At 66.9% G+C, this 24,459-nt stretch carries 19 protein-coding genes and 1 tRNA gene; 8 read left to right on the forward strand and 12 right to left on the reverse strand.

The features are described from left to right. The first annotated feature begins 7 nt into the window (after positions 1-7). Positions 8-292: a hypothetical protein gene (locus C5E06_RS11530; protein WP_104298572.1), complete on the forward strand. Its 285-nt coding sequence runs from the start codon at positions 8-10 to the stop codon at positions 290-292. A 7-nt stretch (positions 293-299) separates the two neighbouring features. Further along, positions 300-3,653: a DNA polymerase III subunit alpha gene (gene dnaE / locus C5E06_RS11535; RefSeq protein ID WP_104306936.1), complete on the forward strand. Its 3,354-nt coding sequence runs from the start codon at positions 300-302 to the stop codon at positions 3,651-3,653. Here the strand turns inward: dnaE and C5E06_RS11540 are convergent. Next, positions 3,572-4,201, reverse strand: coding sequence for a GNAT family N-acetyltransferase (locus tag C5E06_RS11540; protein ID WP_181062961.1), 630 nt, complete (start codon positions 4,199-4,201; stop codon positions 3,572-3,574). The two genes, dnaE and C5E06_RS11540, sit on opposite strands and share 82 nt — an antisense overlap. A 111-nt stretch (positions 4,202-4,312) precedes the next feature. On the opposite strand from C5E06_RS11540, the gene C5E06_RS11545 reads away from it, so the two are divergent. Next, positions 4,313-5,092, forward strand: a complete 780-nt coding sequence (locus tag C5E06_RS11545; RefSeq protein WP_104298569.1) for a response regulator transcription factor — start codon at positions 4,313-4,315, stop codon at positions 5,090-5,092. Next, positions 5,089-6,618: a cell wall metabolism sensor histidine kinase WalK gene (locus C5E06_RS11550; protein WP_104241572.1), complete on the forward strand. Its 1,530-nt coding sequence runs from the start codon at positions 5,089-5,091 to the stop codon at positions 6,616-6,618. The genes C5E06_RS11545 and C5E06_RS11550 overlap by 4 nt, the downstream gene beginning before the upstream one ends. On the opposite strand, the gene C5E06_RS11555 is transcribed toward C5E06_RS11550, so the two are convergent. The 6 genes from C5E06_RS11555 to C5E06_RS19020 form a co-directional block, all read right to left on the reverse strand. Beyond that, on the reverse strand, positions 6,615-7,505 hold the full coding sequence (locus C5E06_RS11555; RefSeq protein WP_104241573.1) for a DUF817 domain-containing protein: 891 nt from the start codon (positions 7,503-7,505) through the stop codon (positions 6,615-6,617). The two genes, C5E06_RS11550 and C5E06_RS11555, sit on opposite strands and share 4 nt — an antisense overlap. 437 nt (positions 7,506-7,942) lie before the next feature. Next, a complete protein-coding gene (locus C5E06_RS11560; RefSeq protein WP_146081373.1) occupies positions 7,943-8,368 on the reverse strand; it encodes a hypothetical protein in 426 nt (141 codons plus the stop codon). A gap of 250 nt (positions 8,369-8,618) precedes the next feature. Next, positions 8,619-8,882 (reverse strand): hypothetical protein, encoded by a 264-nt coding sequence (locus C5E06_RS11565; protein ID WP_104241574.1) that lies wholly within the window; start codon positions 8,880-8,882, stop codon positions 8,619-8,621. 461 nt (positions 8,883-9,343) lie between these two features. Continuing rightward, complete coding sequence (locus tag C5E06_RS11570) at positions 9,344-9,940, reverse strand: hypothetical protein (protein ID WP_104306939.1); 597 nt, start codon at positions 9,938-9,940, stop codon at positions 9,344-9,346. Between the two features lie 2 nt (positions 9,941-9,942). Beyond that, positions 9,943-10,140 carry a hypothetical protein gene (locus C5E06_RS11575; protein WP_104241576.1) on the reverse strand — a complete coding sequence of 66 codons (198 nt, stop codon included), beginning with the start codon at positions 10,138-10,140 and terminating at the stop codon, positions 9,943-9,945. Positions 10,141-10,374: 234 nt separating this feature from the next. After that, positions 10,375-10,593: a hypothetical protein gene (locus tag C5E06_RS19020; RefSeq protein WP_146081374.1), complete on the reverse strand. Its 219-nt coding sequence runs from the start codon at positions 10,591-10,593 to the stop codon at positions 10,375-10,377. A 560-nt stretch (positions 10,594-11,153) separates the two neighbouring features. Between C5E06_RS19020 and C5E06_RS19025 the strand changes: the two genes are divergently transcribed. From C5E06_RS19025 to C5E06_RS19815, 3 genes are all read left to right on the forward strand, one after another. Continuing rightward, complete coding sequence (locus tag C5E06_RS19025; RefSeq protein WP_146081375.1) at positions 11,154-11,600, forward strand: hypothetical protein; 447 nt, start codon at positions 11,154-11,156, stop codon at positions 11,598-11,600. A 246-nt stretch (positions 11,601-11,846) separates the two neighbouring features. Beyond that, positions 11,847-13,052, forward strand: a complete 1,206-nt coding sequence (locus C5E06_RS11585; protein ID WP_104306941.1) for a hypothetical protein — start codon at positions 11,847-11,849, stop codon at positions 13,050-13,052. A 219-nt stretch (positions 13,053-13,271) separates the two neighbouring features. Further along, the gene (locus tag C5E06_RS19815) at positions 13,272-14,408 is read left to right on the forward strand and encodes an IS1249 family transposase (protein ID WP_374953241.1); all 1,137 of its coding nucleotides are present in this window, start codon (positions 13,272-13,274) and stop codon (positions 14,406-14,408) included. Here the strand turns inward: C5E06_RS19815 and C5E06_RS11600 are convergent. The 3 genes from C5E06_RS11600 to C5E06_RS11610 form a co-directional block, all read right to left on the reverse strand. Beyond that, positions 14,365-14,441: transfer RNA gene (locus C5E06_RS11600), tRNA-Met, on the reverse strand. The two genes, C5E06_RS19815 and C5E06_RS11600, sit on opposite strands and share 44 nt — an antisense overlap. 565 nt (positions 14,442-15,006) lie before the next feature. Continuing rightward, positions 15,007-17,946: a UPF0182 family protein gene (locus tag C5E06_RS11605; RefSeq protein WP_181057785.1), complete on the reverse strand. Its 2,940-nt coding sequence runs from the start codon at positions 17,944-17,946 to the stop codon at positions 15,007-15,009. 158 nt (positions 17,947-18,104) lie between these two features. Next, complete coding sequence (locus C5E06_RS11610; protein ID WP_104306944.1) at positions 18,105-19,322, reverse strand: PDZ domain-containing protein; 1,218 nt, start codon at positions 19,320-19,322, stop codon at positions 18,105-18,107. A gap of 130 nt (positions 19,323-19,452) precedes the next feature. Between C5E06_RS11610 and C5E06_RS11615 the strand changes: the two genes are divergently transcribed. After that, positions 19,453-20,820, forward strand: a complete 1,368-nt coding sequence (locus tag C5E06_RS11615; RefSeq protein ID WP_104241583.1) for a zinc-dependent metalloprotease — start codon at positions 19,453-19,455, stop codon at positions 20,818-20,820. 902 nt (positions 20,821-21,722) lie between these two features. On the opposite strand, the gene C5E06_RS11620 is transcribed toward C5E06_RS11615, so the two are convergent. Further along, positions 21,723-23,495: an ATP-dependent helicase gene (locus C5E06_RS11620; protein ID WP_258063136.1), complete on the reverse strand. Its 1,773-nt coding sequence runs from the start codon at positions 23,493-23,495 to the stop codon at positions 21,723-21,725. After that, the gene (gene nudC, locus C5E06_RS11625) at positions 23,479-24,417 is read right to left on the reverse strand and encodes an NAD(+) diphosphatase (RefSeq protein WP_258063137.1); all 939 of its coding nucleotides are present in this window, start codon (positions 24,415-24,417) and stop codon (positions 23,479-23,481) included. Before nudC ends, C5E06_RS11620 begins: the two co-directional genes overlap by 17 nt. Positions 24,418-24,459: the final 42 nt, after the last annotated feature.

Genomic DNA, 24,459 nt, shown 5'->3' on the forward strand with positions numbered 1-24,459 from the left:
GGAGCCCATGCCGACCGTCATCGACGACACCATCGAGGTCGCCATCAGCGGCGACGGGCAGCCGACCTCCTTCGTGTGGCAGCGCTTCCTCTACACCGTCACCGGCCAGCCGCAGGCCTACTTCCGCAGACTCCCGCCGTGGTGGCACGGAGACTCCTCCCCCACGCGCATCGACCAGGAGCTGTGGCGCGTCACCGCCGTTCGAGACAGCCCCCGTGAGCAGCACGGGGAGCACCTGTACGACCTCTGTCGCGCCCCAGGCGGCTGGCGACTCGCCCTGAGCTGGGAGTGACGACGCGATGAGCTTCCCGCACCTGCACGTCTCGTCGGGCTTCAGCGCGCACTATGCGGTCTCGCCTCCCGAGGTGCTGGCCCAGGCCGCCGCCGAGCGAGAACTCGACACGCTCGCACTCACCGACCGCGACGGCATCTCCGGTGCGGTCAAGCACCTCCTCGCATGCCGGACCGCGAACCTTCGGGCTGTCCTCGGCAGCGAGCTCGCCGTGCACGACGAGCGAGGCGAGCCCCTCGGCCGGGTCGTCGTGCTCGCAGCCGGCGGTGACGGCGGTTCCGGGTACGCGGCGCTCTGCCGGGCCGTCTCAGCCGCCCACGAGACCACCGCGAGCGCCGCCACGCGCATCCACGAGCCGAGCATCCCCCTCGCCCGCCTGGCCGAGCTCGCCTGCACCGACGAGGGGGCGACGAGACTCACCGTCCTGCTCGGCCCGACGAGCGACGTCGGCACGGCAGCCTCAGCTGCCCAGCTGGGTCTGGCCAGAGAGCGTCTGCGTGCTTGGCGGCACGGGCTCCCGCGCGCCTCGCTCGTCGTCGAGATCGTCTGCCATCTCGCCGAGCCTGGCACCCCGGGGTCGGTCACGGCCGCGACGCGGATGCTGGGCCTCGCAACAGAGTCCGGGCTGCGGGCAGTGCTCACCAACGCCGTGCGCTACGCCTCCCCCGAGGAGGCGGCGACGGTCGACATCGCCGATGCCGTGCGGGCGAGGCGTGCGCTCGACGACATCGAGCTGGCGCCGACGGCGCAGGCCTGGCTCAAGCCGGCGAACCTCATGCGGCAGGTCGCGCGCATGGTGGCGGATGCCGGCGGGCACGCAGCCTCGGCCGCCGATGACCTCCTCGCCCAGACGAGGCTGCTCGCCGAGAGCTGCGTCATCGACCCGGAGCGAGATGCGGGTGTCGGCACCCCGCGCATGCCGGAGGTCACCCGCTTCGGCATCCACGGCGACCCATTCGAGGTGCTCAGGGCGAAGGCGGAAGCCGCGATCCCCGCGCGCTACCCGGGTGCATCCGCCGCCCACGAGCGGGAGCTGCAGGACCGCCTCGCCCACGAGCTCAGGACGGTGCGGAAGCTGGGCTTCGCCCCCTACTTCCTCACCGTCTCGCACGTCGTCGAGCTCATCAAGGAGATGGGGGTCCGCGTGCAGGCCAGGGGTTCAGGTGTCGGATCGCTGCTCAACTACCTCCTGTACACGAGCCACGTCGAGCCCGTCTCCCTCGGGCTCATCTGGGAGCGCTTCCTCTCCGATGAGCGACGCACGCTCCCCGACATCGACCTCGATGTGGAGAGCGCAGAGCGCCACCGCGTCTACCACCGCATCTTCGACGAGTTCGGCGGGCAGCGGGTCACCCTCATGTCGATGGTCAACACCTACGGGTCGAGGGGCGCAGTCCGCGACGCTGGCCTCGCCCTCGGGCTCGCCGACGGCGAAGTCGACCGCATCGCCAAGGAGCTGTGGCGCTTCTCCGCGAAGCGCTTCAGGCAGGCCCTCGCCGAGAAGCCCGAGCTGCGCGAGTTCGCGGAGGAGGTGCGTCGCTCACGGCAGCTCGAGGTGCTCGTCGAGGCGACCGAGCGGCTCGACTCCCTGCCGAGGCACATCTCCGTGCACCCGTGCGGGGTCATCCTCTCCGACGTCTCGCTCCTCGACCGCACTCCCGTGCAGATGTCGGGGATCGGCCTGCCCATGAGCCAGTTCGACAAGCACGACATGGACCCGATGGGGCTCATCAAGCTCGACATCCTCGGGGTTCGCATGCAGAGCGCCATGGCCCACGCCGTGAAGGAGCTGAAGCGCACCCGCGGTGAGGAACTCGACCTCGATGCGCTTCCCCTCGACGACGAGGCGACCTACGAGACCATCCGCTCGACGAAGACCCTCGGCATCTTCCAGGTCGAGAGCCCGGGGCAGATGGAGCTCGTCGGCAAGCTGCAGCCAGAGGTGTTCAACGACCTCGTCATCGACATCTCCCTGTTCCGCCCTGGCCCCATGCAGAACAACATGCCCCTCCACTTCCTCAGGGCCCGCCACGGGGAGGTGATGCCCGACTACATCCATCCAAGGCTCAAGCCGATCCTGCTCGAGACGAAAGGCGTCGTCGTCTTCCACGAGCAGGTCATGCGCATCTTCGACGAGCTCACGGGGTGCGGCCTCGAGCTCGCCGACGTGTACCGACGCTGGCTCGCGAAGCCCGAGCTCGTGCCGCGCATCGAGGAGCTCGTGCGCGGCAGGGCCGCAGAGCGTGGGTTCCCGCCAGAGATCATCGATCGGTCATGGAAGGTGCTCGCCGGCTTCGGCAGCTTCGGCTTCGCGAAAGCCCACGGCGCTGCGTTCGCCCTGCCCACCTTCCAGAGCGCCTGGCTCAAGACCCATCGAGCCGCGCACTTCTGGGCGGGCCTCCTCACCCACGACCCCGGCATGTGGGGCAAGGACCTCATCATCGCCGAGGCGAGGCATCTGGGCATCCCGCTCCTCCCGATCGACGTGCAGCGTTCAGGGCTCGAGTACACGGTCGAGCCGCTCCCGGATGGACGCGACGGGGTTCGCATGTCCCTCGCGGATGTGCGCGGCATGTCATCGGCGGAACGCGACAGGGTCGCCGAGCACCAGCCGTTCGACTCGCTCGCCGACTTCCGCGCTCGTGTCCGACCACGCCGGAGCACGCTCGACTCCCTCGCCAGAGTGGGGGCGCTCGACGTGTTCATCGACTACGAGCCGCGCAGGCGGCACGAGCTGCTCGCGTTCATCCGCTCGCTCACGAGCACGCCGACGCGAGTACCGGAGCACCAGCAGGCGTTCGCGTTCCCCCTGCCCATCCCGGAGCTTCGCGGGGTGACCACCATGGACCTGCACGGGAAGACGCAGACCGACCTGGAGCTGCAGGAGCTCGGCCTCGGCGTGAGCCGGCACCAGATGGAGCGCTTCTTCCCGCTCTTCCGTCAGCTCGGAGTCACTCCAGCGAGCTCGCTCATGGACCTGCCAGGCGGCACCGACGTGCTCATCGCGGGGGTGCGGCGTGCCACGAACACCCCGCCCATGCGTGGCGGGCGGCGCACGGTGTTCGTCTCCCTCGACGACAGCACCGGACTCTCGCAGATCGTGTTCTTCCACGACGCGCAGGAGCGTGCAGGCAACCGGGTGTTCCGCACGCACTACATGCTGGCGCGGGGGAAGACTCGCCGGTCGGGCGCCAAGGGCATCTCCGTGACGGGCGACATGGCGTGGGACCTCCTCGAGGTCGCACAGCTCATGTCCGCGTCCGGTGCCGCGGGAACCGCTCAGACGAGGTCGAGCGCCGTGGTCCTCGAGTCGTCCGAACGGGAGACCTCCGCCAGCCCGAGGCGCCTCGCGAGCGCGTAGGACGCCTCGTTCTCCAGGTCCATGACCGCGAGCACGCGCTTAACGCCGACATAGTCGCGCAGGTACTCGACCAGCGCATCCGCCGCCTCGGTGGCGAAGCCCTGTCCCGCGCATCCCGGGTGCATGATCCAGCCGAGCTCCGCAGAGCGGTGCTCGGGCTCGACGTCGCGCAGGTGCACCGACACGTCCCCGATGAGCTTGCCGTCGTGCTCGACGGCCAGGGCCATGAAGTCGCCCGTCTGCCAGAGACGCGTGTGCGTCGTACGGCGGCTCAGGTGCTCGGTCGCCTCCGTCAGGTCGCGCTGCTTCCAGTGCAGGTAGCGGACGACCTCGGCGTCGGACACGATCTCGTGCCAGGCCTCCGCGTCACGCACGTCGTGGGGGCGGAGCACCAGGCGCTCCGTGAACAGCTGGGGCGCGTCGAACGGACGCTCGGTGCGGGGGCCGCGGAGGAAACGGGGCCGATGGAAGAGGCCACCCTGCAAGTCCTTCTTGACGCCCGGCGCACGGCTCCCGAGGTCGGGCTGCTGGATTCGCTGGAGTGTCATGCGTCGCAGGTTACGAACTCCTCTCATGCCCCGCGTGAGAGAAGATTTGAGCTTTCTATGAGGAGCAGCGAACACCCCGCCACGACGCCGTTCCCATGACACGATGAAGGAATGCCCGATTCCGCCGCCGCTGACCCGATCATCGAGCCCGGTCGCCGTCGGGCGGTCCTCGCGCAGCTCCCCCGACTCCACCGCCCAGACGGCACCCCCATCCGCGTGCTGCTCGTCGACGACGAAGAGACCCTGACGAACCTCGTCAGCCTCGCCCTCTCCTACGAGGGGTGGCAGGTCGACGTCGCCAACAACGGCCGGGATGCGCTCGCGAAGTTCACCGCCGAGCGGCCGGACGTCGTCGTGCTCGACATCATGCTCCCGGACATCGACGGCCTCAGCATTCTCAGGAACCTCCGAGGTCAGGGACACGCCACACCGGTGCTCTTCCTCACCGCGAAGGACTCCATCGACGACCGCATCATCGGGCTCACCGCCGGCGGCGACGACTACATGACGAAGCCCTTCAGCCTCGAGGAGCTCGTCGCCAGACTGCGCGGCCTCATCCAGCGCGCCGGTGAGGCGGTCGCCGACGACGCCTCCCAGCTGCGGGTCGGCGACCTCTTCCTCGACGAGAGCAGCTACGAGGTGCGCCGCGGCAGCGACCCCGTCGCGCTCACCACCACCGAGTTCGAGCTGCTGCGCTACTTCATGCGCAACCCGAAGCGGGTCCTCAGCAGAGCCCAGATCCTCGACCGCGTCTGGAACTACGACTTCGCCGGCAAGGCGAGCATCGTCGACCTGTACGTGTCCTACCTGCGCAAGAAGATCGACGCCGGCCGCACCCCCATGATCCACACGGTGCGCGGCGTCGGCTACGTCATCAGGCCAGCAGAATGAGGCCGTGGACGCTGCGCGCGCGCATCATCGTCGGCGTCACCCTCGTCGTCGCCTTCGTGATGAGCGCGATCGGCATCATGAACGTCGTCACCCTCAACTCCGCCATCACGAGCGTCGTCAACACGCAGCTCGCCGCCTCCATGTCGGTGCTGGAGAACTCCGTCGACAAGTACCGCGTCGACGTCCCGGGCACGCATCCGCACCCCTCGAAGATGGGCGACTCGGCGGCGCCGAAGGTCAAGCCCCTCATCAACTTCGTCGGCCACGCGCCGGGCACCATCATCGCCCTCGCCCACGACGGCGAGATCATCGACTCCGCATCGTTCAGCGAGACCTCCGCGGTCGAATGCGACCAGACCATCAAGAACGAGCTCACGGCACTGGTCCAGTCGCCCGGCTTCGCGACCCAGCACTCGCTGCTCGAGACGATCAAGCTCGATGACGCCGCCGGCGACTTCCGCGTCATGATCCACGAGTGGGACGGCGACCCGAGCTACGCCCTCATCTCCGCCGTCTCCCTCGACACCGCCCGTGACGCGACCTTCAACCAGACCGTCCTCACGCTCGTGCTCTCCTCGCTCGGGATCGGCCTCATCGTCCTCCTCGTCGCGCTCGTCATGCGAGTCGCGATGCGTCCCCTGTCGCGCGTGGTCACGGCCGCCGAGAACGTCGCGCAGATGCCCCTCGCCTCTGGCGAGGTCGGCCTCCGCAGGGCCGTGAAGCTCGACGACATCGACCCTCGCACCGAGGTCGGCAAGGTGAGCGAGGCCCTCGACAAGCTCCTCGCGCACGTCGACGAGGCCTTCGCCGTGCGCACCGCGGCGGACCAGCGGATGCGTCGCTTCGTCACGGACGCGAGCCACGAGCTGCGGACGCCGCTCGCCGCGATCCAGGGGTACGCGGAGCTCACCCGGCAGGATTCGGCGTCGCTGCCCGACACCACCGAGCGGTCTCTCGCACGCATCGAGTCCGAGGCGACTCGCATGAGCTCGCTGGTCAACGACCTCCTCCTGCTCGCCCGCCTCGACGAGGGACAGGACCTGCAGTTCGACACGGTCGACCTGTCCGAGCTCGTCATCAACGCCGTCAGCGACGCGCAGGCGAGCGACGCCGACCGCCACTGGAGCGCGACCGTGCCGCCCAGCGAGGTCTCGGTGCTCGGCGACTGGGAGCGCCTCCACCAGATCGTCGTGAACCTGCTCTCGAATGCCAGCCTGCACACCCCGAAGGGCACGCACGTCAACGTCTCCGTGCGCTACGAGCTCGCGGCCGCGTCGGCGACGGGGCGCGAGGCGGTCCTCATCGTTCGCGACGACGGGCCGGGCATCCCCCAGACGCTCCGCGAGGATCTCTTCTCGCGGTTCGCCCGCGGCGACTCCGCCAGGACCCGCGCGTCCGGCAGCACTGGCCTCGGACTCGCGATCGTGAAGTCCATCGTCGAGGCGCACGGCGGACAGATCGCCGCCGAGTCCGAGGACGGCGCCGCCTTCATCGTGCGGATCCCCGCGGCCAAGGCCTGGGACTAGCCCGTAACCTCACGAGACACGGGAACTGCGCCCTCTCCGCTGCCTGGCGGCCTCGGCGGGTACGCGAGCGTGACCATCACCACGGAGATGATCATGAGCAGGAACCACGAGAGGAGCTTCGTGATCGACACGAGCTCCCAGCCGTGCTCCTGATTCGGGTACACCCACGCACCGACGAAGGTGCCGATGTTCTCGGCGAACCAGATGAACAGGGCGACGAGCAGGAACGCCACGAGCAAGGGCATCCGGAGCGTCCTCCGGAACACGCGGAAGTGCATCCACGTGCGGCCCCACAGCACGGCCACGAACACCAGGAGCACGTACCGGAAGTCGTAGGCGTAGTGGTGCGTGAAGAAGTTCACGTAGATGGCCACGGCCGCGACCACGGTGAGCCAGATGCGCGGGTACCTGGAGAACCGCAGGTCGAAGAGCCGGTAGACGCGGCACATGTACGAGCCGACCGCCGCGTACATGAAGCCCGTGTAGAGCGGCACGGGGCCGATGTGCAGCACTCCCCCAGACGCGTAGCTCCACGAGCCGACGCTCGTCTTGAACAGCTCCATTCCCGTGCCGACGACGTGGAAGGCGAGGATGACCAGCAGCTCGCGGCCGGTCTCGAGCCTGGCCACGACCATGAAGATCTGGATTGCGACGGCGGCGATGACGAGGGCATCGTTGCGTGCCAGCAGCGCATCGTCCGGATACCAGAGTCTCGCGGCGATGATCACGACGAGCATGAGCGCCCCGAAGATGCACGCCCAGGCCTGCTTGAGCCCGAAGACCAGGAACTCGACGAGGCCGGCCCTGAGGCCGCGTGCGGGGGCACGCTCGAGGAGGCGCCCCGCGACGTCGTCGATGCGCTGCTCGAGGCTCGTGAATCTGGCCACCTGGAACCGCCGCTCTCCTCCAGCGCCAACGATCGGCGCACGTCGAATGGCCGACACTAGCGGCACCTGTCCGCGAGGCCCCTGAGGCTGGCCATGACGCCCAGGAACCGTCCGCGTCGACGGGGACGGGGAGAGGGGAAAGAGATCGATCCGCAGAGACCGGGATCCCGGGCCGATCAGTGGACGCCTCTTCGCGCGGTGGCGGGGAATGCGAAAGGCCCGCTTCCTCGAAAGGAAACGGGCCTCGTGCCGCAGTTACATTTTGCTCTTTCGAGCAATCCCAACTTGTGCGGATCTGGTTGCGGGGGCAGGATTTGAACCTACGACCTCCGGGCTATGTGACGCCGCACCCGAGTTGCCCAGCATGACCGGTACTCATCCCAGGTCAGCCTGCAGTTTCGAACTGAATGAGCGGCAGTAGCGGGATCACTCAGGACCTACAAGGTTCGGAGCCTTTGCGTACTTTTGTGCGTCTTCTTGGGCTCGGAAATCCCTGCTTCAGCGTGAAGTTCTTGGGTTCGATTCCGAAGGTCCGAGAGGTTCGTCGGGTCCGTGTAGTGCCTTGCTCGCACCTTTTCGGAGTTCCCGAACTGGGCGTCGGGGACTGACCCCAGGATGGTCGACATCGGATCGTTGCGGCGCTGATTGGCACGCTGCTCGGCAGCCTCTATGAACTTCGACTCTTCACGGCCGTAGGCGAAGCTCAGCCCGTGGTCGACGCTCAGTGGGCGGTTGATCGACCCGATCTTGATCTCGAGATCGATCGGAGGCCGTTCAGGCTGCCCGCCAGCCTGCGCACGGAGCACCAACGCTTGGATCTCCCCCATTTTGAGCGACTCGTGTCTCGGTCGATGTGCGGACATAGATCGCCCCGTTCGCGAGGCTGTGCTTCGTGTCCTGCTTGTCGCTGGGCTGGAACGCCTTGTGACACGGAAACATGGTCTGCCCTGGCTCAGGAGGCAGCGCGACGACAACGAGTACTTCGCGGGTTGGATCCTCGCCAGCTGGCAACCGGAAGATCTCAGGCAAGGGGAAGTGCTCGCCGATATACGGTTGCAGCGAGCGCAGCAGCTCCTGGTCTTCGATGCCCTTGGGTATGCCCGGAGCGCTGCCCTAGTGAGCGCCGATGACCATGACGGCATGTCCGTGGAAGAAGCGTGACGCCGACTTCGGGTCGCGGTTCGCTGCACCGAGCAGGAACTCTGCTACTTTCGCCCGGCCCAATGGCTTGTTGAGGTCGACGTCGCTCTTGACTTCGAGATACCCCGTCTCTGCTTCATCGCCGAGCATCAAGATGCGCTCGAGGATCGCCATCCTCACGTCGCGGTGCAGGGGGTTCATGCTCGCGTTGAGCTCAGGAGGACCAGGCGCAGTCATGTGCTGATTCTGACAGCTAGACGAGCCCGACCGCGGCGCGCTGCAACGCAGAATCCTGCGGCGGCGGGGTGATGCTCTGAGAGAGTTGCTCTGCCGAACATCCGAGAGAAGAGAGCCCTCCCGGGCAGCAACGTGATCTGCGCCGAGAAGGCTTCGTCCACGATCGAGATGAACTACAAGTCGAGTCGCTCCGTCGGTACATCGTCCGGGTGCGCGAGCCGCTGTGTTGGTAGCTCACTCCAGTCCCCCGCGCCGCTCGGTGCAGCGAACGGGAGGCGTTCTGTCGCCTCGTCGAAGGGCAGCCGTTTTGTTGCTGCGTATGGTTCGCTGCAATCGGCAGATACGCCGCCGGCGAGCACCTTGTGACGAGAACATGCGAGAAAACCAGCCGTCCCGGCGCAGCAGAGATACTGCGCCGGGAGGGCTTTCCTGGGTATGTGTGCTCGGGGCACGGGGCGAAGCTAGCTCGCGGAGATGAAGGGCTTACCCCAGCAATCGACCAGCACCGCGACGGCACCAGCGGTGATCATGCCGGCGGCTGCAGCGGCTGCAGCGGCAGCAGGTCCGGCCGCGATCATGCCTCCCACAGCACCTGAGATGATGCCGGTCGTCATGGCCTTGCTGACGCACTGATCCCAGCTGCCTTCCCAACCCTCGACAGCGCGCTGATTGTCGGTGCGGCTACTGCTGCTTTCGGCGGATGACGCAGAAGGTTCTGGCGTGATGACGCGAACCTGGTTGTCCGACACGCGCTCAATCGTCAGGGCGTACGTACCGGCATCCGTGGTGACTTCGTTGGCAAGCGCTTGCAAGCCGCTGCTTGTCTGGAGCGTGAAGACGCCGTTCGACTCCGTGATGGAGCCGTCTGGGACGGTGATGAGCGCTGACGTCGACGACTCGTTCACGATCTCGAATCCATCCCCCTGGATGGTGTTCGTCGACTGGACCTGGGCTTGCTGCGTCGTTTGCGGACTTGCTGATGCGGCTGTCGCTCCGAAGATGGACACCGATGCGATGGCAAGACTTGCGAGGGCAGTCTTTGTGGTGGTCTTCAGCACGTCTATACCTCTTCTGTTTCCTCGATCACGTCCCTGGGCCGCAGTCGTTGCGTGACATATCGCACCAGTATTGCCAGCGGCAAAATAATGAAGACTGAGACCAGGACATTAAATGGTGGATCAAGCCGGTCGAAGATGAAGATAACGCTGACGATAAAGACAATCGCCACCAGGAGATAAGGCAACCAGCGCCGAATCATAGGCGTGCTCCAATCGTTGCGCCGTGCACCATTGCGGGCACCTGGCTTCCGTGGCTGGTCTTCTCGACGTTATCGAGGATGGAACGGCGAGGTCAAATTCGCTCTCACGCGCCACTCGGGTTCTTTCTGAGCCTGACGCGGCCTGCGATCGCCATGTTGATGAACAGGAGAAGCCCCGACGCGGTGGACTTCTCCATCACACGTCGAGGTCGGGGCAAGCTTCCGCGAGTTGAGTCAGCGCACCTCACGTGCGTGGGATCGCAACCGAAGGCTGACGAGGTTGGCGCTGCCGTCAGCGTTGCTGGCCTCGACAGTGGCCGTCACGCCCGGCAGCAATCTGTAGTTGCAGTTCGGCTGCAGCTTGCCACGACCGAGACCACGGAGGAGCCGGCGCGAGCTCGCTACGACGGCGTATTCCTCGAGCAGCGATCCGCCCTCGCGAATCGCAGCCATGACAGCCCCGACAGCGGGGTATCCCCGACGCCACAGCTGAGGCGTCTTTGCGATGCGAGCAGCGCGGAGCCATTCTCGTCGAGATCCCGCGCTGATGAAGAGCTGAGTCTCATCGCTGTGGTGCGTGCGCGGCACGCTGTGCACGCGGCCCAGGACTGCGAGCCCGATCTCGACCCGGACCGGGAGAGCCGCAGCCTCATGTGTCCCGGATGCCCCATTAGGTACAGTAGGCACAGCCAGCATCGACCCTCCGGCCGGTAGCTTCGTTCGATCAAAGACATCCGATGTGCCCGTCATGGGCACCCCTCCTCGGTGTTGGTGTGCTTGCGCAGCGATCCTTTTGTCCGGCACGCACAGCGACGCGCGCCGCCCCCGACAGGCGCTGACCATGTTCTCGTCCACGCCGAACACGTTCTGATGTCGATACCGGACCGACGCGTGTCGTTTCAGCGTGTTGAGACGAATCTGTCGCGACAGTTTGGAGAGCAAGGCTCCTCGGTTGGCGTTTCGCGATGCGCTGTTCTCTATCGGATCTTCGCGAAGACTGGTAGACACATTCCATGCGAAAGACTATTGCTATCTCCAGCGGTGCACTCTTTTTCGTCGTGCTCACTGCGTGCTCCGCAACGCCGACCGCGCCCCAACCCGCACCCACTTCCCCGGGTGACGCAGATAACGCAAGCTTGCTCTGGACAGCACCGGAAAAACTCGAAGCGATGGGAGCAGCTGAGGCAGCGGGCACGTTGGCCCAGGACGCAGCCGGTTGCTGGGGTCTGGACATTCCTGACTCCCCCGCAGGATTCTACGTGGCACAGTTTCCCTACGGAACGACGCTGGACTCTGCGGGCGATGGCATTGTCCTCTCCGACGGTCGTGACTTCTTGACTGGAGAGTTCATCAATGGCGGGGGTGGCTATCGTTCGGACCTTATCCCAGGGGATTTCCCCGGATTCCCGGAGAATTGCAGCCCAGAAGAAGTTGTCTTCATCGGTCAGATTGACGACTGATCTCAACTTCGCTCTTGAGGGCCCGCTTTCACGCCGATATCTTCCTGAGTATCAGCCGCACGTGCGGCTGATACTCGATTCGTTGACCGGGGGTTGACATTGGCTATTCATCGAAAAACATGGGTATCAAAGAGCATCTTGGCGGCCACGGGGGTAGCGACGTTGCTACTCGCAGGGCTGCCCTCGTTGCCAGCAAGCGCCGCGCCATCAGAAGCAGCGGATGAGAAGAACGTCGACATTGAGCCGATGGACACGACGAATCTCAAACTCGTTGAGGGCCTGGACACGCAGGGGGAATGCCTTTTCCGTTCGGAAGTTTATCTGGCAGGCGGCATCGGCTACAAGGACAGCTCGCTCCCCTATGACGAGTACGAGGCGAAGGACGCCGCGTTCCTGACGTTGCGTGCGCAAACTCTCCGTGCGCATCCCGATGACTTCATGGATCTGTACACGGAGCCTAACGGCGAGGGGCGCTTCGCTGGTGTTGTTGTTGCGACGGAGCGCTGGGCCGAGTCTCCGGATAACACACTCGCCGTGCTTGCCAAGGGTGATCCCAAGATCCAGGAAACCCTCGACACATTGAGCGCCGAAGGTGTTCCTGTTCGTGTGGAGGCCAAGGCTGCGCCCAGCATGAACCAAGTCTGCACGATCCAAGATTCGTTCACCGACGTCCGTTCTGTGAGCGGCGAAACGGTCAACGTGGCCCTCATACCCGATCCCCTTGCCGGGCAGCTGCAGATCCTGGCGGGCGAAGACGACGCCGAGATCATCGGCCGCCACGCATCGCAGTTTGGGAAACTCGTCCGCATCGATATCGAGGGCCTCGGCGTCGAAGGAGCCGGTCGGTACAACGACTACCCCTCGTTCAATGGAGGCAACCGAACCAGCGGCTGCTCGAACGCGTTCCGGATCAACCAAACGGGATCTGTGACAGCAGACCACTGCCCACACGGCACGTATACGCACAACGGCTATTACATGGGAACGACGACGAGTTCACTTGTGTCGGCAAAGATCGACGCGATGGTGATCAAGGACAGCTCGTACTCGCAGCGCGTCTGGGTCGGCGGTACAAACACCAGCAACTCACTTCCCGCTTACGGCGTTTATCCCGCCAGTTCGCTCTCCACTGGTGCTCAGGTGCTTGTTTCTGGCCAGAAATCTGGCCAGGGCACCATCTCCTACCAGGGCATCCCATCAGCAGGCTGCTTGTACTACGACTCGGAGTGGTACTGCCAGATCCAGCGCTTCTGGGCGCAGCCCGCGAACTTCATCAAGGGGGATAGCGGAGGACCTGTGGCCGCCTACGACCCCGCGAATGGTCGGCTCATACCTCTCGGCATCGTCGCTGCCGTTCCGGAAGGCCCTGACCTCATGAAAGTCGCGCACAGTGCGTACGTGACGAAGCTCGAATCTGCGACGTTCTTGTGGGGTGGCGCGAGCATCGGCTAGGACCTGACATTTCTGCACTTCGCACACGAAAAGAACCCCTCCCGAGACGCCGCGGCATGCTGTGACTCGGGAGGGGTTCTTGGTGGATATCTGAGCGGGGACAAGAAAAGAAGAAGCCCCGACATGCGGGTTATAGGACAGAACGTGTGTATGGGATCTTGATCTAGGCCCGCCGTTGCAGGCGTGTCGAGGGGTGGTCTTAGTCCGAGACCCTTAGTCGTGGGAAACGACGCCAACTCGACGACTTGTTTGGTATGCGGGCAACGGCTCGTGAAGAACGGGAAGACTCCCGCGGGGACGCAGCGGTGGCGGTGCTTGAACTGCGGGTCGTCATCGGTCAGGAAGCGCGCTGACCTCGCTCGCCGCAACGAGCTTCGGGAGTTCCTGCAGTGGCTGCTCGGGAAGCACTCCCAAAACGAGCTCGGCGGGCCGAGCGCCGCCCGGCAACTGCGACGCCGGACCGCGTGGTGCTGGGAGATCGAGCCAACACTCGGCCCGGTCGAGACGACGCATCCGGTGGTGCTCGTTGATGGAATTTATGTCGGTTCGTGGTGTCTGCTGATCGCGGTCACCGAGGACTTGCAGGTGCTGGCATGGCAGTGGTGCGCCCGCGAGTCGGCGGCCGCTTGGACGGCGCTCTTGACGCGGATCCCCGCTCCTCTGGTGGTGGTCTGCGACGGCGGGGCCGGGTTCGCGTCGGCGGTTCGCGTCGGCTGGCCGGACACGAAGATCCAGCGCTGCATCTTTCACGTGCAGATGAATGTCCGTCGTCACCTCACGCTGCGCCCGAGAACCCATGCCGGCCGCGACTTGCTGAAGCTCTCCAGAGCGCTCTCCTGGGTCGTCGACGCGGACACCGCCGTCGCTTGGCAGCTGGGTTTGCAGGCCTGGTGGCAGCAGCACGGGCAACTCACGAAGCAACGCTCCACCGACGGGTGGAGCAAATGGTGGACCCACGACCGACTCCGCAAAGCGTGGCTGCTGCTGAGCCGCCTCTCCGGCAACGGGCATCTGTTCACGTTCGTGTCCCACGGGAACGCGCGCACCACGAGCCCGCTCGAGGGCGGCATCAACAACGGCATCCGCACCACGTTGCGCAACCACCGCGGGATGAGCGAGGCCCACATGAAACGCGCCGCGGAATGGTTCCTCTACACGCGCGAGCTCATCCACACGTTTTGTCCTATAAGCCTCAGTGGACGCCTCTTCGCGCGGTGGCGGGGAATGCGAAAGGCCCGCTTCCTCGAAAGGAAGCGGGCCTTGTGCCGCAGTTACATTTTGCTCTTTCGAGCAATCCCAACTTGTGCGGATCTGGTTGCGGGGGCAGGATTTGAACCTACGACCTCCGGGTTATGAGCCCGGCGAGCTACCGAACTGCTCCACCCCGCGGCACAAGAGGAAACATTACCAGCGGTCCTAGCGTCGTGCAACTCAGGCCCCCACTTCCCCGGAAAACCCGGCGTGTCGGAGGCATGAGGCACCTGCCGCAGGCTCCTCCGCGGGCCCGCATCAGGGCCAAATCTCCTCGATTTCGCGCGAATTCCCGCTGCGGAGTCCGCCATGAGACGCATCCCGGGCGCGTCGCGCCTCGAGCGAGGACCACGCGCTCGCGACGCAGCCCAACCCCGCATCCCAACCCGCCGCCGCCGCCCCGCGTCGTCTGCCCCACCACCGGGCAGAGAGTTGTGGCCTGGGGTCGTCAGCGGCCGCCTGAACAGCTCTTGCCCACAACTCCAGCCTCGGGACGCCGGGGAGCGCGGGCACGCAGGCACGCGGGCACGCAGGCACGCAGGCACGCAGGCACGCGGGCACGCGGGCACGCGGGCACGTGAGCACGCGGGAGCACCAGCACGCGGGAGCGGGAGCGTGCGCAGGCGCGGACGTCCGGGCACGCAGACGCCGACGGGCGCCACCCTCGAAAGGGTGACGCCCGTCGGCGTGTGCAGCTCGGCGCCTACGTGGTCGGCGTCGGCTCCGGGGAATCGCTCGGCGTCACCGACGTGCCGGACACCTGGCTGTCCGCATCACGGGCACGGTTCAGCGCCTCGGTGAGCCGCTGGTCGGCCTCGGCGGCCGCAACGAGGTCGTTGTTCGCGTACGCGGCCGTCCGATCCTCAAGGGCCTTCTCGGCGTCCGCCAGCGCGGTCGAGAGCTGCTCCTGAGGAGTTCCCGTGCCGCCGCCCGAGGGCGGAGTCGTCGCGGTCGGTGCAGGCGTCGCGGTCGTGTCGTCAGGGACCGAGTCGACAGGCAGGTCGTCGGTAACCTCGACGCCGCCGTCACCTGCATCAGCACCGGCGTCGCCGCCGAAGAGCTCATCGAGCGCCTCGTCGAGCGTCGGCTGGAACGCGATCTTGTCGCCGAATGCGACGAGCACGCGCCTCAGCAGCGGGTAGCTGGTCTCACCGGTCGACTCGACGTAGACAGGCTGCACGTACAGGAACCCTTCGCCGACCGGCACCGTGAGGAGGTTTCCTCGCAGCACCTGCGTCTGACCGCCTCGCTCAAGCAGGTTCAGCTGGTTGGCGACCGTCTCGTTCGAGTTGAAGATGTTCTGCACCTGGCCAGGGCCATTGACGTTGTCGTTCTCGACTCGCAGCAGAGTTATCTTCCCGTACGTATCCGCGACGGTTCCGTCCGTGGATCCCGCGTTGGAGTTGGCGGCGAGATACCCCCTCAGCACGTTCCTCGACTGCGCGTTCGCGTTTGTCAACGGGATGTAGGTGGAGTAGATCGAGAACGCCGACTCCTGACCCGGGAGCTGCATCGTCAGGTAGTACGGAGGCTGTGACGCTTCTCCCCCGGTGGGGTTCTGCGGCAGCTGCCAGGCGTTCGTCTGGTTGTAGAACGTGCTCGCGTCGGTCACGTGGTACCTGGCGAACATCTCGCGCTGCACCTTGAACATGTCCGTGGGGTACCGGATGTGGCTCAGCAGCTCACCCGACATCTCCGACACGTTCTTGAGCGTCGACGGGAAGACCTTCTGCCACGTCTGCAGGATCGGGTCGGTCTCGTCGAACGCGTAGAGCGTGACGCTTCCGTCGTACGCGTCCACGGTCGCTTTCACCGAGTTGCGCATGTAGTTGATGACCTCTGGCGGCAGCGACGACGCTGGGGTGTCCGCGTCCTCGAGCAGGTTCTGCAGGCCGGCGAGCTCGGAGTATGGGTACTTGTTGCTCGTCGTGTAGCCGTCAACGATCCAGGTGAGGCGTCCGTCCACGACCGAGGGGTACGGATCGGAGTCGATCGTCAGGTACGGGGCAGCGGCCTGCACGCGCTCGGCAGGGTCGCGGTCGTAGAGGATCTGCGACTCGTCGTTGACGTACTCGGAGAGCAGGATCTGCTCGGACTGGAACTTGATCGCGTACACGAGGCGGTTGAAGAAGTTCCCGAGGTCGGGGCCGCCCTCACCGGTGAACGTGTTGTACGTCTGCGTTGCGCCGTCGGCGCCGGAGACGTGGTCGAACTCGGCGGGCTGGGAGCCTTCCGGGGCGCCGACGATGGAGTACTCGGGCGAGGACTGCCCGAAGTACACGCGCGGCTCGAAATCGCCGAGCGCGCCTTCGCTGGGCATGCCGCCCTCGATGAAGAGGGGCTGACCGTCGGGTCCACGCTGGTTGCCGTACGCCGTGACGAGGCCGTAGCCGTGCGTGTAGACGATGGTGTTGTTGACCCAGGACTGCGCGTCAGCGCCAAGACCGGCGATGTTGATGTCGCGGACGGAGCCGACGGCGTCCTGAACCTGGCCGTCGATCTCGTAGCGGTCGACGTGGAGGCGGTCAGGGAACTGGTAGTACGCACGCTCCTGCTCGAACTGCGCGAAGGTCGGCGAGACGAGCGATGGGTCGAGGATGCGGATATTCGCCGTGGTGTCGGCGTCGTTCCGGAGCTGCCCCTGGCTGACCGTCGTCTCTGCGGCGTAGTTGATCTCCTCGATCTGGTCGAGCCCATAGGCGCTTCGGGTCGCATCGATGTTGTTCTGGATATACGGGGTCTCGAGTGCCTGCTCGCTCGGTCCGACCTGGAACTGCTGGACGATCCACGGGTAGACCATGCCGACCACGAGGCCGACGATGACGAGCAGGGCCGTGCCGACGAGCGGCAGACGCCAGCGACCGATGGCCGCGGCGATGAAGAAGAGGACGGCCACGACGATCGCGGCTCCGGCCAGGATGCCCTGACCGGGGATGGTCGCGTTCGCCTCGGTGTAGAGCACACCCGTCCAGCGACCGGAGAGCGTGTTGAGCGCGGCGTATCGGTCGAGCCAGAAGCTGACCGCCTGCACGAGCATGTAGAGACCCGCGAGGATCGCGATGTGCGTGCGGGCGCTCTTGGAGATGACGACCTCGCGACCGGTCACGCGGATTCCGCCGTACAGGTACAGCGTTGCCGCGGTCAGGATCAGCGAGAGGAGCACGACGGCGCTCACGAACGCGACGACGCCTCGGAAGAACGGCAGCTGGAAGATGTAGAACGAGACGTCCAGGTTGAAGACCGGGTCGGTCTCGCCGAACGGAGTGGAGTTCATCCACATCAGCACGGTCTGCCAGGAGGCGATGAGCGCGACGCCGGCGAAGAGGCCGAAGATAGCGGGGACGAAGATCATCGCACCGCGACGGATCGGCTCGATGACCTGCTGGTAGCGGTCGAGCTGCTCGTTGAGCTTGGCGTAGACCGGACGCGCACGGTAGGCGATCTGCAGGTTGGCGTAGAGGGGAACGCCCATGCCGACGAGTCCGATGGCGAACATGATCGCCCCGGCACCCCACTCGGTGAGGAGGACCTCGAGGACGCCGAGCTGGTCGTACCAGAGCACGTCCGCGTATCGGCCAGCGAACCAGAAGAAGACGACGAGGAGCGCCACGACGATCAGCAGTGTGATCGTGAGCGGTCCCATCCGACGTCGGCTGGCGGGTTTCGGACTCTGGGGCTGTTGAGCTGCAGTGCTTGTCACGTCGTACCTGTCATTGCCTGGAGGGGCCGTTTGTTTTCCGAGAAAGGGGAACTAGAGGAGTTTATCTGGCAACTGCCTGGCAAAACTGAGACTGGCGTGGGTCATGAGCCGAGAACCGATTCGCAGGTGCGCAGCGCGCCGGTGTCTCCGCCGTCCCCAACCGTCTGGATGACCTGCTCCGCCTCGTTCAGCGAGGACACGGCGTAGACCGGGATGTCACCGGGGATGCCCCCGTCCAGGACGTCCTTGCAGTTGTCCGCTGGCGCGAGGAAGAGGTCGGCGCCGACCTCCACGGCGGCGTAGAGCTTCTGCGTGATGCCGCCGATGCTGCCGACCGTGCCATCGGGCGACATCGTGCCGGTGCCCGCGATGTGCAGGCCCTGTGTGAGGTCGCCGTCGACGAGCTTGTCGGACACGGCGAGCGCGAAGATGAGCCCCGCGCTCGGTCCGCCGACGTTGCCGAGTTCGATGTCGACATCGATCGGGAACTCGTGCTGGGTGGCGACCGTGACTCCGAGCAGCGGCCGCTCCTCCCCCTCGACGAGTCCCGGGCGTGGCGTGATCGAGAACGTCTTGCTCTCGCCGGCCCGATCCACGACGACGTCGACCGGTCCGAGACTGTCGAGGTCGCCCCCGGATGCCTCGGCCACGGCCGCTGGCAGGCCCTCCGTCGAGTCGACCGGGATCCCACTGACGGATTTGACGATGTCCCCGGGCTCGAGCATGCCCGCCGCAGCCCCGTCCTCCCCGACCGAGACGACCGCCAGCGCAGTTCCGACGTCGTACCCCTCGTTGATGAGCGCTGCGGCGATCGCATCGGCCTCAGAACCCTGCATGAGCGCGGCGTTCTGCGCATCGCGCTGCTCGCCGGTCTCCGCGTCGGCGTAGTACGCCTCGACGGGGAGGACGTCGTTGGATGGCGTGACAAGAGCGATGAAGACCTCGAACCAGTTGGGCAGGTTCTCCGGCCGGCCCCCGACATTCACGGTCATGACGTCGAGCTGCCCGTCAGACGGCTCGAACGTGTCGGCCCCGCCGATCGTGATGACCTCGACCTGCGTCGTGTCCTCCTGCGAGGCCTGCACCGTGCCGAGCGCGTCGAAGACGGGGCCGGGAGAGCGCACGACGTACGGCGCCGGACTGAAGCCGAGGGCGACGAGCAGGAGCATCCCGATGGAGAGGAAGACGAGTCCGACGCGCGCCCGCCTCGAGCCCTCCTCGCTGCGGCGGCGGTTCGCCTCGTGCGCCCTGGCAAACGCCTCTGACTGCTCGCGAACTCGGGCATCCCCCTCTAAGGAGGGTTCGGAGAAGAAGGTCACTGCGCTCGTTTCGATGTCCTGCGGCTATTGTTCGCCCGTGGCGCAAGGCACTCGGCGCATACGCAGTCACGGCGACCCTTCCTTGGAGGGGCCACGAGCTAGCGTAGATCCAAGCGCTGGGAGGTGCGGAATGAGTGATGCACAGGGACCGATTCCCGACGACGGATCCGAAGACGAGCTGCGCAAGCTGCTCCGCGAGCTGCTGAGCGGGCAGGGAGGCTTCGACCCCGCCAAGCTGGCGGGAGTCGCTGGGCTCCCGAACGACCCTGCCGCGGTGCAGGCGCTGCTGGCGCAGCTGCAGGCGGCCGTCGCGAACCCGGGCAACGGACTGGACTGGCAGGTCGCACGCGACCAGGCCCGTCGGGTCGCGCAGCCCAAGAACCGCGAGATCAGCTCCGAGGAGGCCGCCCGATTCGACCAGGCCTTCCGCGTCGCGCAGCTGTGGCTGAGCGAGGCGACCCAGCTCGGGGAGCTCAGCGAGTCGCCAGCGACGCTCACCCGACTCGAGTGGATCACCGGCTCCATCCAGTTCTGGACCTCGCTCTCCGAGCCCGTCGCGACGAGCATCGCCGACGCCCTCATGAACGTGCTCACCGAGCAGACCCCGCCGGAGATGGCGCAGCTGCTCGGCCAGTCGTCCTCGATGATGCGCGGCATCGGCGGCGCGATGTTCGCCGTGCAGCTCGGCCAGGTCGTCGGCAACCTCGCTGAGGAGGTCGTCGCCGGAGGCGACATCGGCGTGCCGGTGCTCGACCACAGCCGTCCCTCGCTCCTGCCGCAGAACATCGACGACTTCGCCGAGGGTCTCGACGTCGACCGCGAGCAGATCGAGCTCTACCTCGCCGTCCGCGAGACAGCCCACGCGAGGCTCTTCCAGCACGCCAAGTGGCTGCGCCTGCACCTCATCTCCTCGATCACGGAGTTCGCGAGAGGGGTGAGCATCGACGTCTCCCGTATGGAGGAGCTCGCGCAGACGCTCGACCCGAGCGACCCGGACGGGATCAGGGCTGCGCTCTCCGAGGGCGCCTTCATCCCGCCCCGCACGGAGCAGCAGGAGGCGGCACTCGCCCGCCTCGAGACCATGCTCGCCCTCATCGAGGGCTGGGTCGACGTCGTCACGGAAGACGCGACAGCGCGGCTGCCGAAGTCGGTCGCACTCGCGGAGACCGTGCGGCGCCGTCGCGCCGTCGGCGGCCCCGCCGAGCGCGCCTTCGCCTCGCTCGTCGGGCTCGAGCTCCGTCCACGCCGCCTCCGCGAGGCCGCCGCCATGTGGCGCGCAGTCTCGGAAGCGCACGGAGCGGCCGCCCGTGACGAGCTCTGGGCCCACTTCGACGCTCTCCCGACGAGCGAGGACATCGACCACCCCGAGGCACTCGTCACGAGGCTCGGATTCGGCGAGCTCCCCGCCGACGAGTACGACGAGGCGCTGACGAAGTTCCTCGACGACCCCTCGGCGTTCGGCGACGCACCGGAGGGTGGCGACACGCCAACGAGTTGATCTCGCGCCTCCGGCAGACCGCAACCACCGGTCATGGCTGCGGTCCCGGTCCTGGCTCGGCCTCGGCCTCGTCCGACGTGGGCTGTGGAGAACTCCTGCGGGGCTTCGAGCGTTCCAGCAGGATCTCTGCATGGAACTGCGATTGCCACCTGGCGTGCCCCTCGTGTGGCGCTCCCCCACCGAGCTGCAACTGGGCGGCGTGAACGCTCGTGCGGTCATCCGCGAGCCGAGCGCGGCCACCGAGCGGCTCATCGAGTCGCTGCGGAGCGGCGGCACGCTCGCGCAGTTCCACGAGCGGGGCGCACGACTCGGACTGAACGGCGACGAGATCGAGGCGTTGCTCGGGCGCGTGCGGGCGCTCCTCGAACCGGTACCCGTCTCGCCGCGCCGGAGGTCCGGGGCAGCCGCACCTCGCGGCAAGGCGCGACCACCCGTCATCCTCGTGCGCGGCACGATCGCCGGCGACGACCTCGCCGGGCACGTCGCGGCGCTCGGCTGCACGGTGCGAAGCGCGCGCGGCGACTACCAGCCCCCGAGACCCGCCGAGATCGGCCTCGTCGTCGACTGCGGAGACTACGTCCTCCCGCCTCGGCGGTACACGCCGCTCATGGCCTGGGATGTGCCGCACCTCGCCGTCGTCGCGGGCGACCTCGACGCGAGCATCGGTCCATTCGTCGTGCCCGGCCGCACCCCCTGCCAACGCTGCGAGGACCTGAACCGACTGGACGCCGATCGCGCCTGGGCTGCCATCGCCACCCAGCTCGCGCTCACGACGCGCGCCCAGCTCCCGCGCCTCACGAGGGAGGTCGTTCGCAGCCTGGTCGTCGACGCGGTGTCGTCGTGGCTTCGCGACGGAACCGCCTCGCGCTATTGCGGTCCGGAGGTCCTGACGATCGACTCGCTCACCGGCGAGGTCCGCCGAACGCCCCGTTCGTTCCACGACGAATGCGGGTGCCGAGCTCTGCCAGGAAGCGAGAAGCCGGCCGCTCCGCGTCGCGCCGACCGCCGTACTGCGCGTGCGTCAGACGCAGACGCTTCCGCGCGCGCGTGACGGCGACGTACAGGAGCCTGCGCTCCTCGTCGAGTTCATCCTGCGTCTCCGCGTACCAGATCGGCAGCAGCCCCTCGCTGACGCCGACGATGGTCACGCTGTCCCATTCGAGGCCCTTCGCGGCGTGGATGCTCGAGAGGGTCACCGCTCGCAGCTCCGGCTCGTACTGCATCTTCGCGCGCTGCTGCAGCTCCGCCGAGAACTCGGCGAGCTTCGTGCCGTGCGGCTGGGCGTCGGCGAGGCGGAGCAGCGCATCCCAGGAGTTCCAGCGGTCGCGCAGGGCGCCGGAATCGGCGGGAGGCTCGTGGGTCCAGCCAAGATCGCGGAGCACGTCGCTCACTGCCTGGAACAACGGCCCCGTGGTCTCCTGCATGACGGCGGCACGTAGGGCGCTGAGCGCCTGGCGCACCTCGGGCTGGTCGAAGAAGCGCCGCTGGCCGATGGCCGAGTAGGCGATGCCCGAGTCCTGGAGAGCGCGCTCGATGGCCGCGGCCTGCACGTTCGTCCGGTACAGCACGGCGATGCTCTCGATGGGGATGCCGCCTCGCAGATCCTCGCCGATCCGGTGGACGACACCGCGAGCCTCGTCGTCGTCGTCGTGGAACTGCAGCACCTCGGGCAGGGGCTCGCGCCTGGGCGTCTCGGCCGCCGGCTCGAGCGTGAGCGCGTACGGCACATGCCTGGCGACCTCGTTCGCGACGCCGATGATGGCGGACGAGGAGCGGTAGTTGTCCTCGAGGCGCACGACCCGCGCATCCGGATACCGCTCAGGGAACCCCGTCAGGAAGGAACTCGAGGCGCCGGCGAACGAGTAGATCGTCTGGGCCGCGTCGCCGACGACGCACAGCTCACGACGCGCACCCAGCCACAGCTGCAGCAGCCGCTGCTGCAGCGGCGAGACGTCCTGGTACTCGTCCACGACGAAGAACCGGTACTGCTCGCGCACACGCTGCGTGACCCACGGTTCGAGCTCGAGCATGCCGACGGTGGCCAGCAGCACATCCTCGAAGTCCATCTGCCGACGCTCGTCCTTGATGTCCTCGTAGGCCTGCAGCAGGCCGAGAGCCGCGTCGTCGCTGACCCCCTTCGGCAGCGATCGCGACGACCGCAGCTGGATGGCGTACTCCTCGAGGGACAGCTCACGCACCTTGCGCCACTCGATCTCGGTCGCCATGTCGCGCACGCCGGCAGGATCGAGCCGCAGGCCGATGCGCTCCGCGGACTCGGCGATGAGCCTGCCCTTGCCCTTGACGATGGCCGGGGCGGGGCCGCCGACCGTGTGCGGCCAGAAGAAGCCGAGCTGGCTGAGCGCCGCCGCGTGGAAGGTGCGTGCCGCAACGCCGGATGCTCCCAGATCTCGGAGTCGCCCACGCAGCTCCCCCGCCGCCTTCGCCGTGAAGGTCAGGGCGAGCACCCGCGAGGGGTCGTACACCCCGGCGCGGATGCCGTACGCGATGCGGTGCGTGATCGTCCGCGTCTTGCCCGTCCCGGCACCTGCCAGGATGCAGACGGGGCCGACAAGAGCGAGCGCCGCCTCCCGCTGGGCATCGTTGAGCGACGCCAGCAGGCTCACATCCGCCGTCGACGACTGCGCGAGGCTGTCCGCGTCAGTCGAGGTGACCACTGAGCCAGGCGTCGATGATCGCGCGGGCGATTGAGGTGGGACCGGGCAGGCGATCTTCGATGGCCCTGACCTCGTCCCGGGTGAACCACCCCAGCTCGACGATCTCGTCGTTGTCGGGCTCGACGGTGGCCGGATCCTGGTCCGGGTGGAGCTTCGCCGTGAAGCCCACCATGATGCTCGCGGGGAACGGCCAGGGCTGCGAGCCCAAGTACCTCGGCTCGACGACGTGCGCCCGCGCCTCCTCGTAGATCTCCCGCGCGACCGCGGCCTCGAACGACTCCCCCGGTTCGACGAAGCCCGCCAGGAGGGAGAAGCGGCGTGGGTTCCACCTCACGTTCGCGCCGAGCAGGATCCGATCGTCACGATCGAGCACCGCGGCGATGATGGCGGCATCCGTGCGGGGGAAGCTCACGTGCTTCTCGCCCTCGGCCTGCCTGACCCAACCGGCGAGGCCGGCGCTCGTGGCCGAGCCCGTGCGTGGCGAGAAGGCGTGCGAGTCGTGCCAGTTCGTGATGGCGAGAGCCTCGGTGAACAGTCCGCAGTGCACCGCCCCGAGATGAGCGGCGGTCTCCATGAGCCCGGCCCACAGTCGGGCATCCGGTTCGATCGCCGCCGCGAGTGCGTCGTCGACGCTGACCGAGACGACCGAGGTGCCGCGCGGCAGGTCTTCGTCGTCGGCGAGCGTCCTGCCCAGGTACACGGCGTCGGCGACAACCGGCGCGAGGAGCGTCGCGCGCTCGCTGGTCGCGGACAGCAGCTCGAGCTTGGGGCCGTCACCCGCCGACCGCATGAGCGCCTTGCCGCCGTTCAGGACGAGCACACGGGTGGCGCCGTCGGCGAAGAGCGACTGCACGAGACCGGGTTCGCTGCGGCGCTCGTGGTCGCGATCGGTCTGCTGCTGGGCAAGAGGGAGACGAGACATGAAGTGATTCATAGGCGGATTCATCCTAGGTCGCCTCGAGGC

This window comes from Pseudoclavibacter sp. RFBI5 (assembly GCF_002931395.1).
Taxonomy (GTDB): Bacteria; Actinomycetota; Actinomycetes; order Actinomycetales; family Microbacteriaceae; genus Pseudoclavibacter.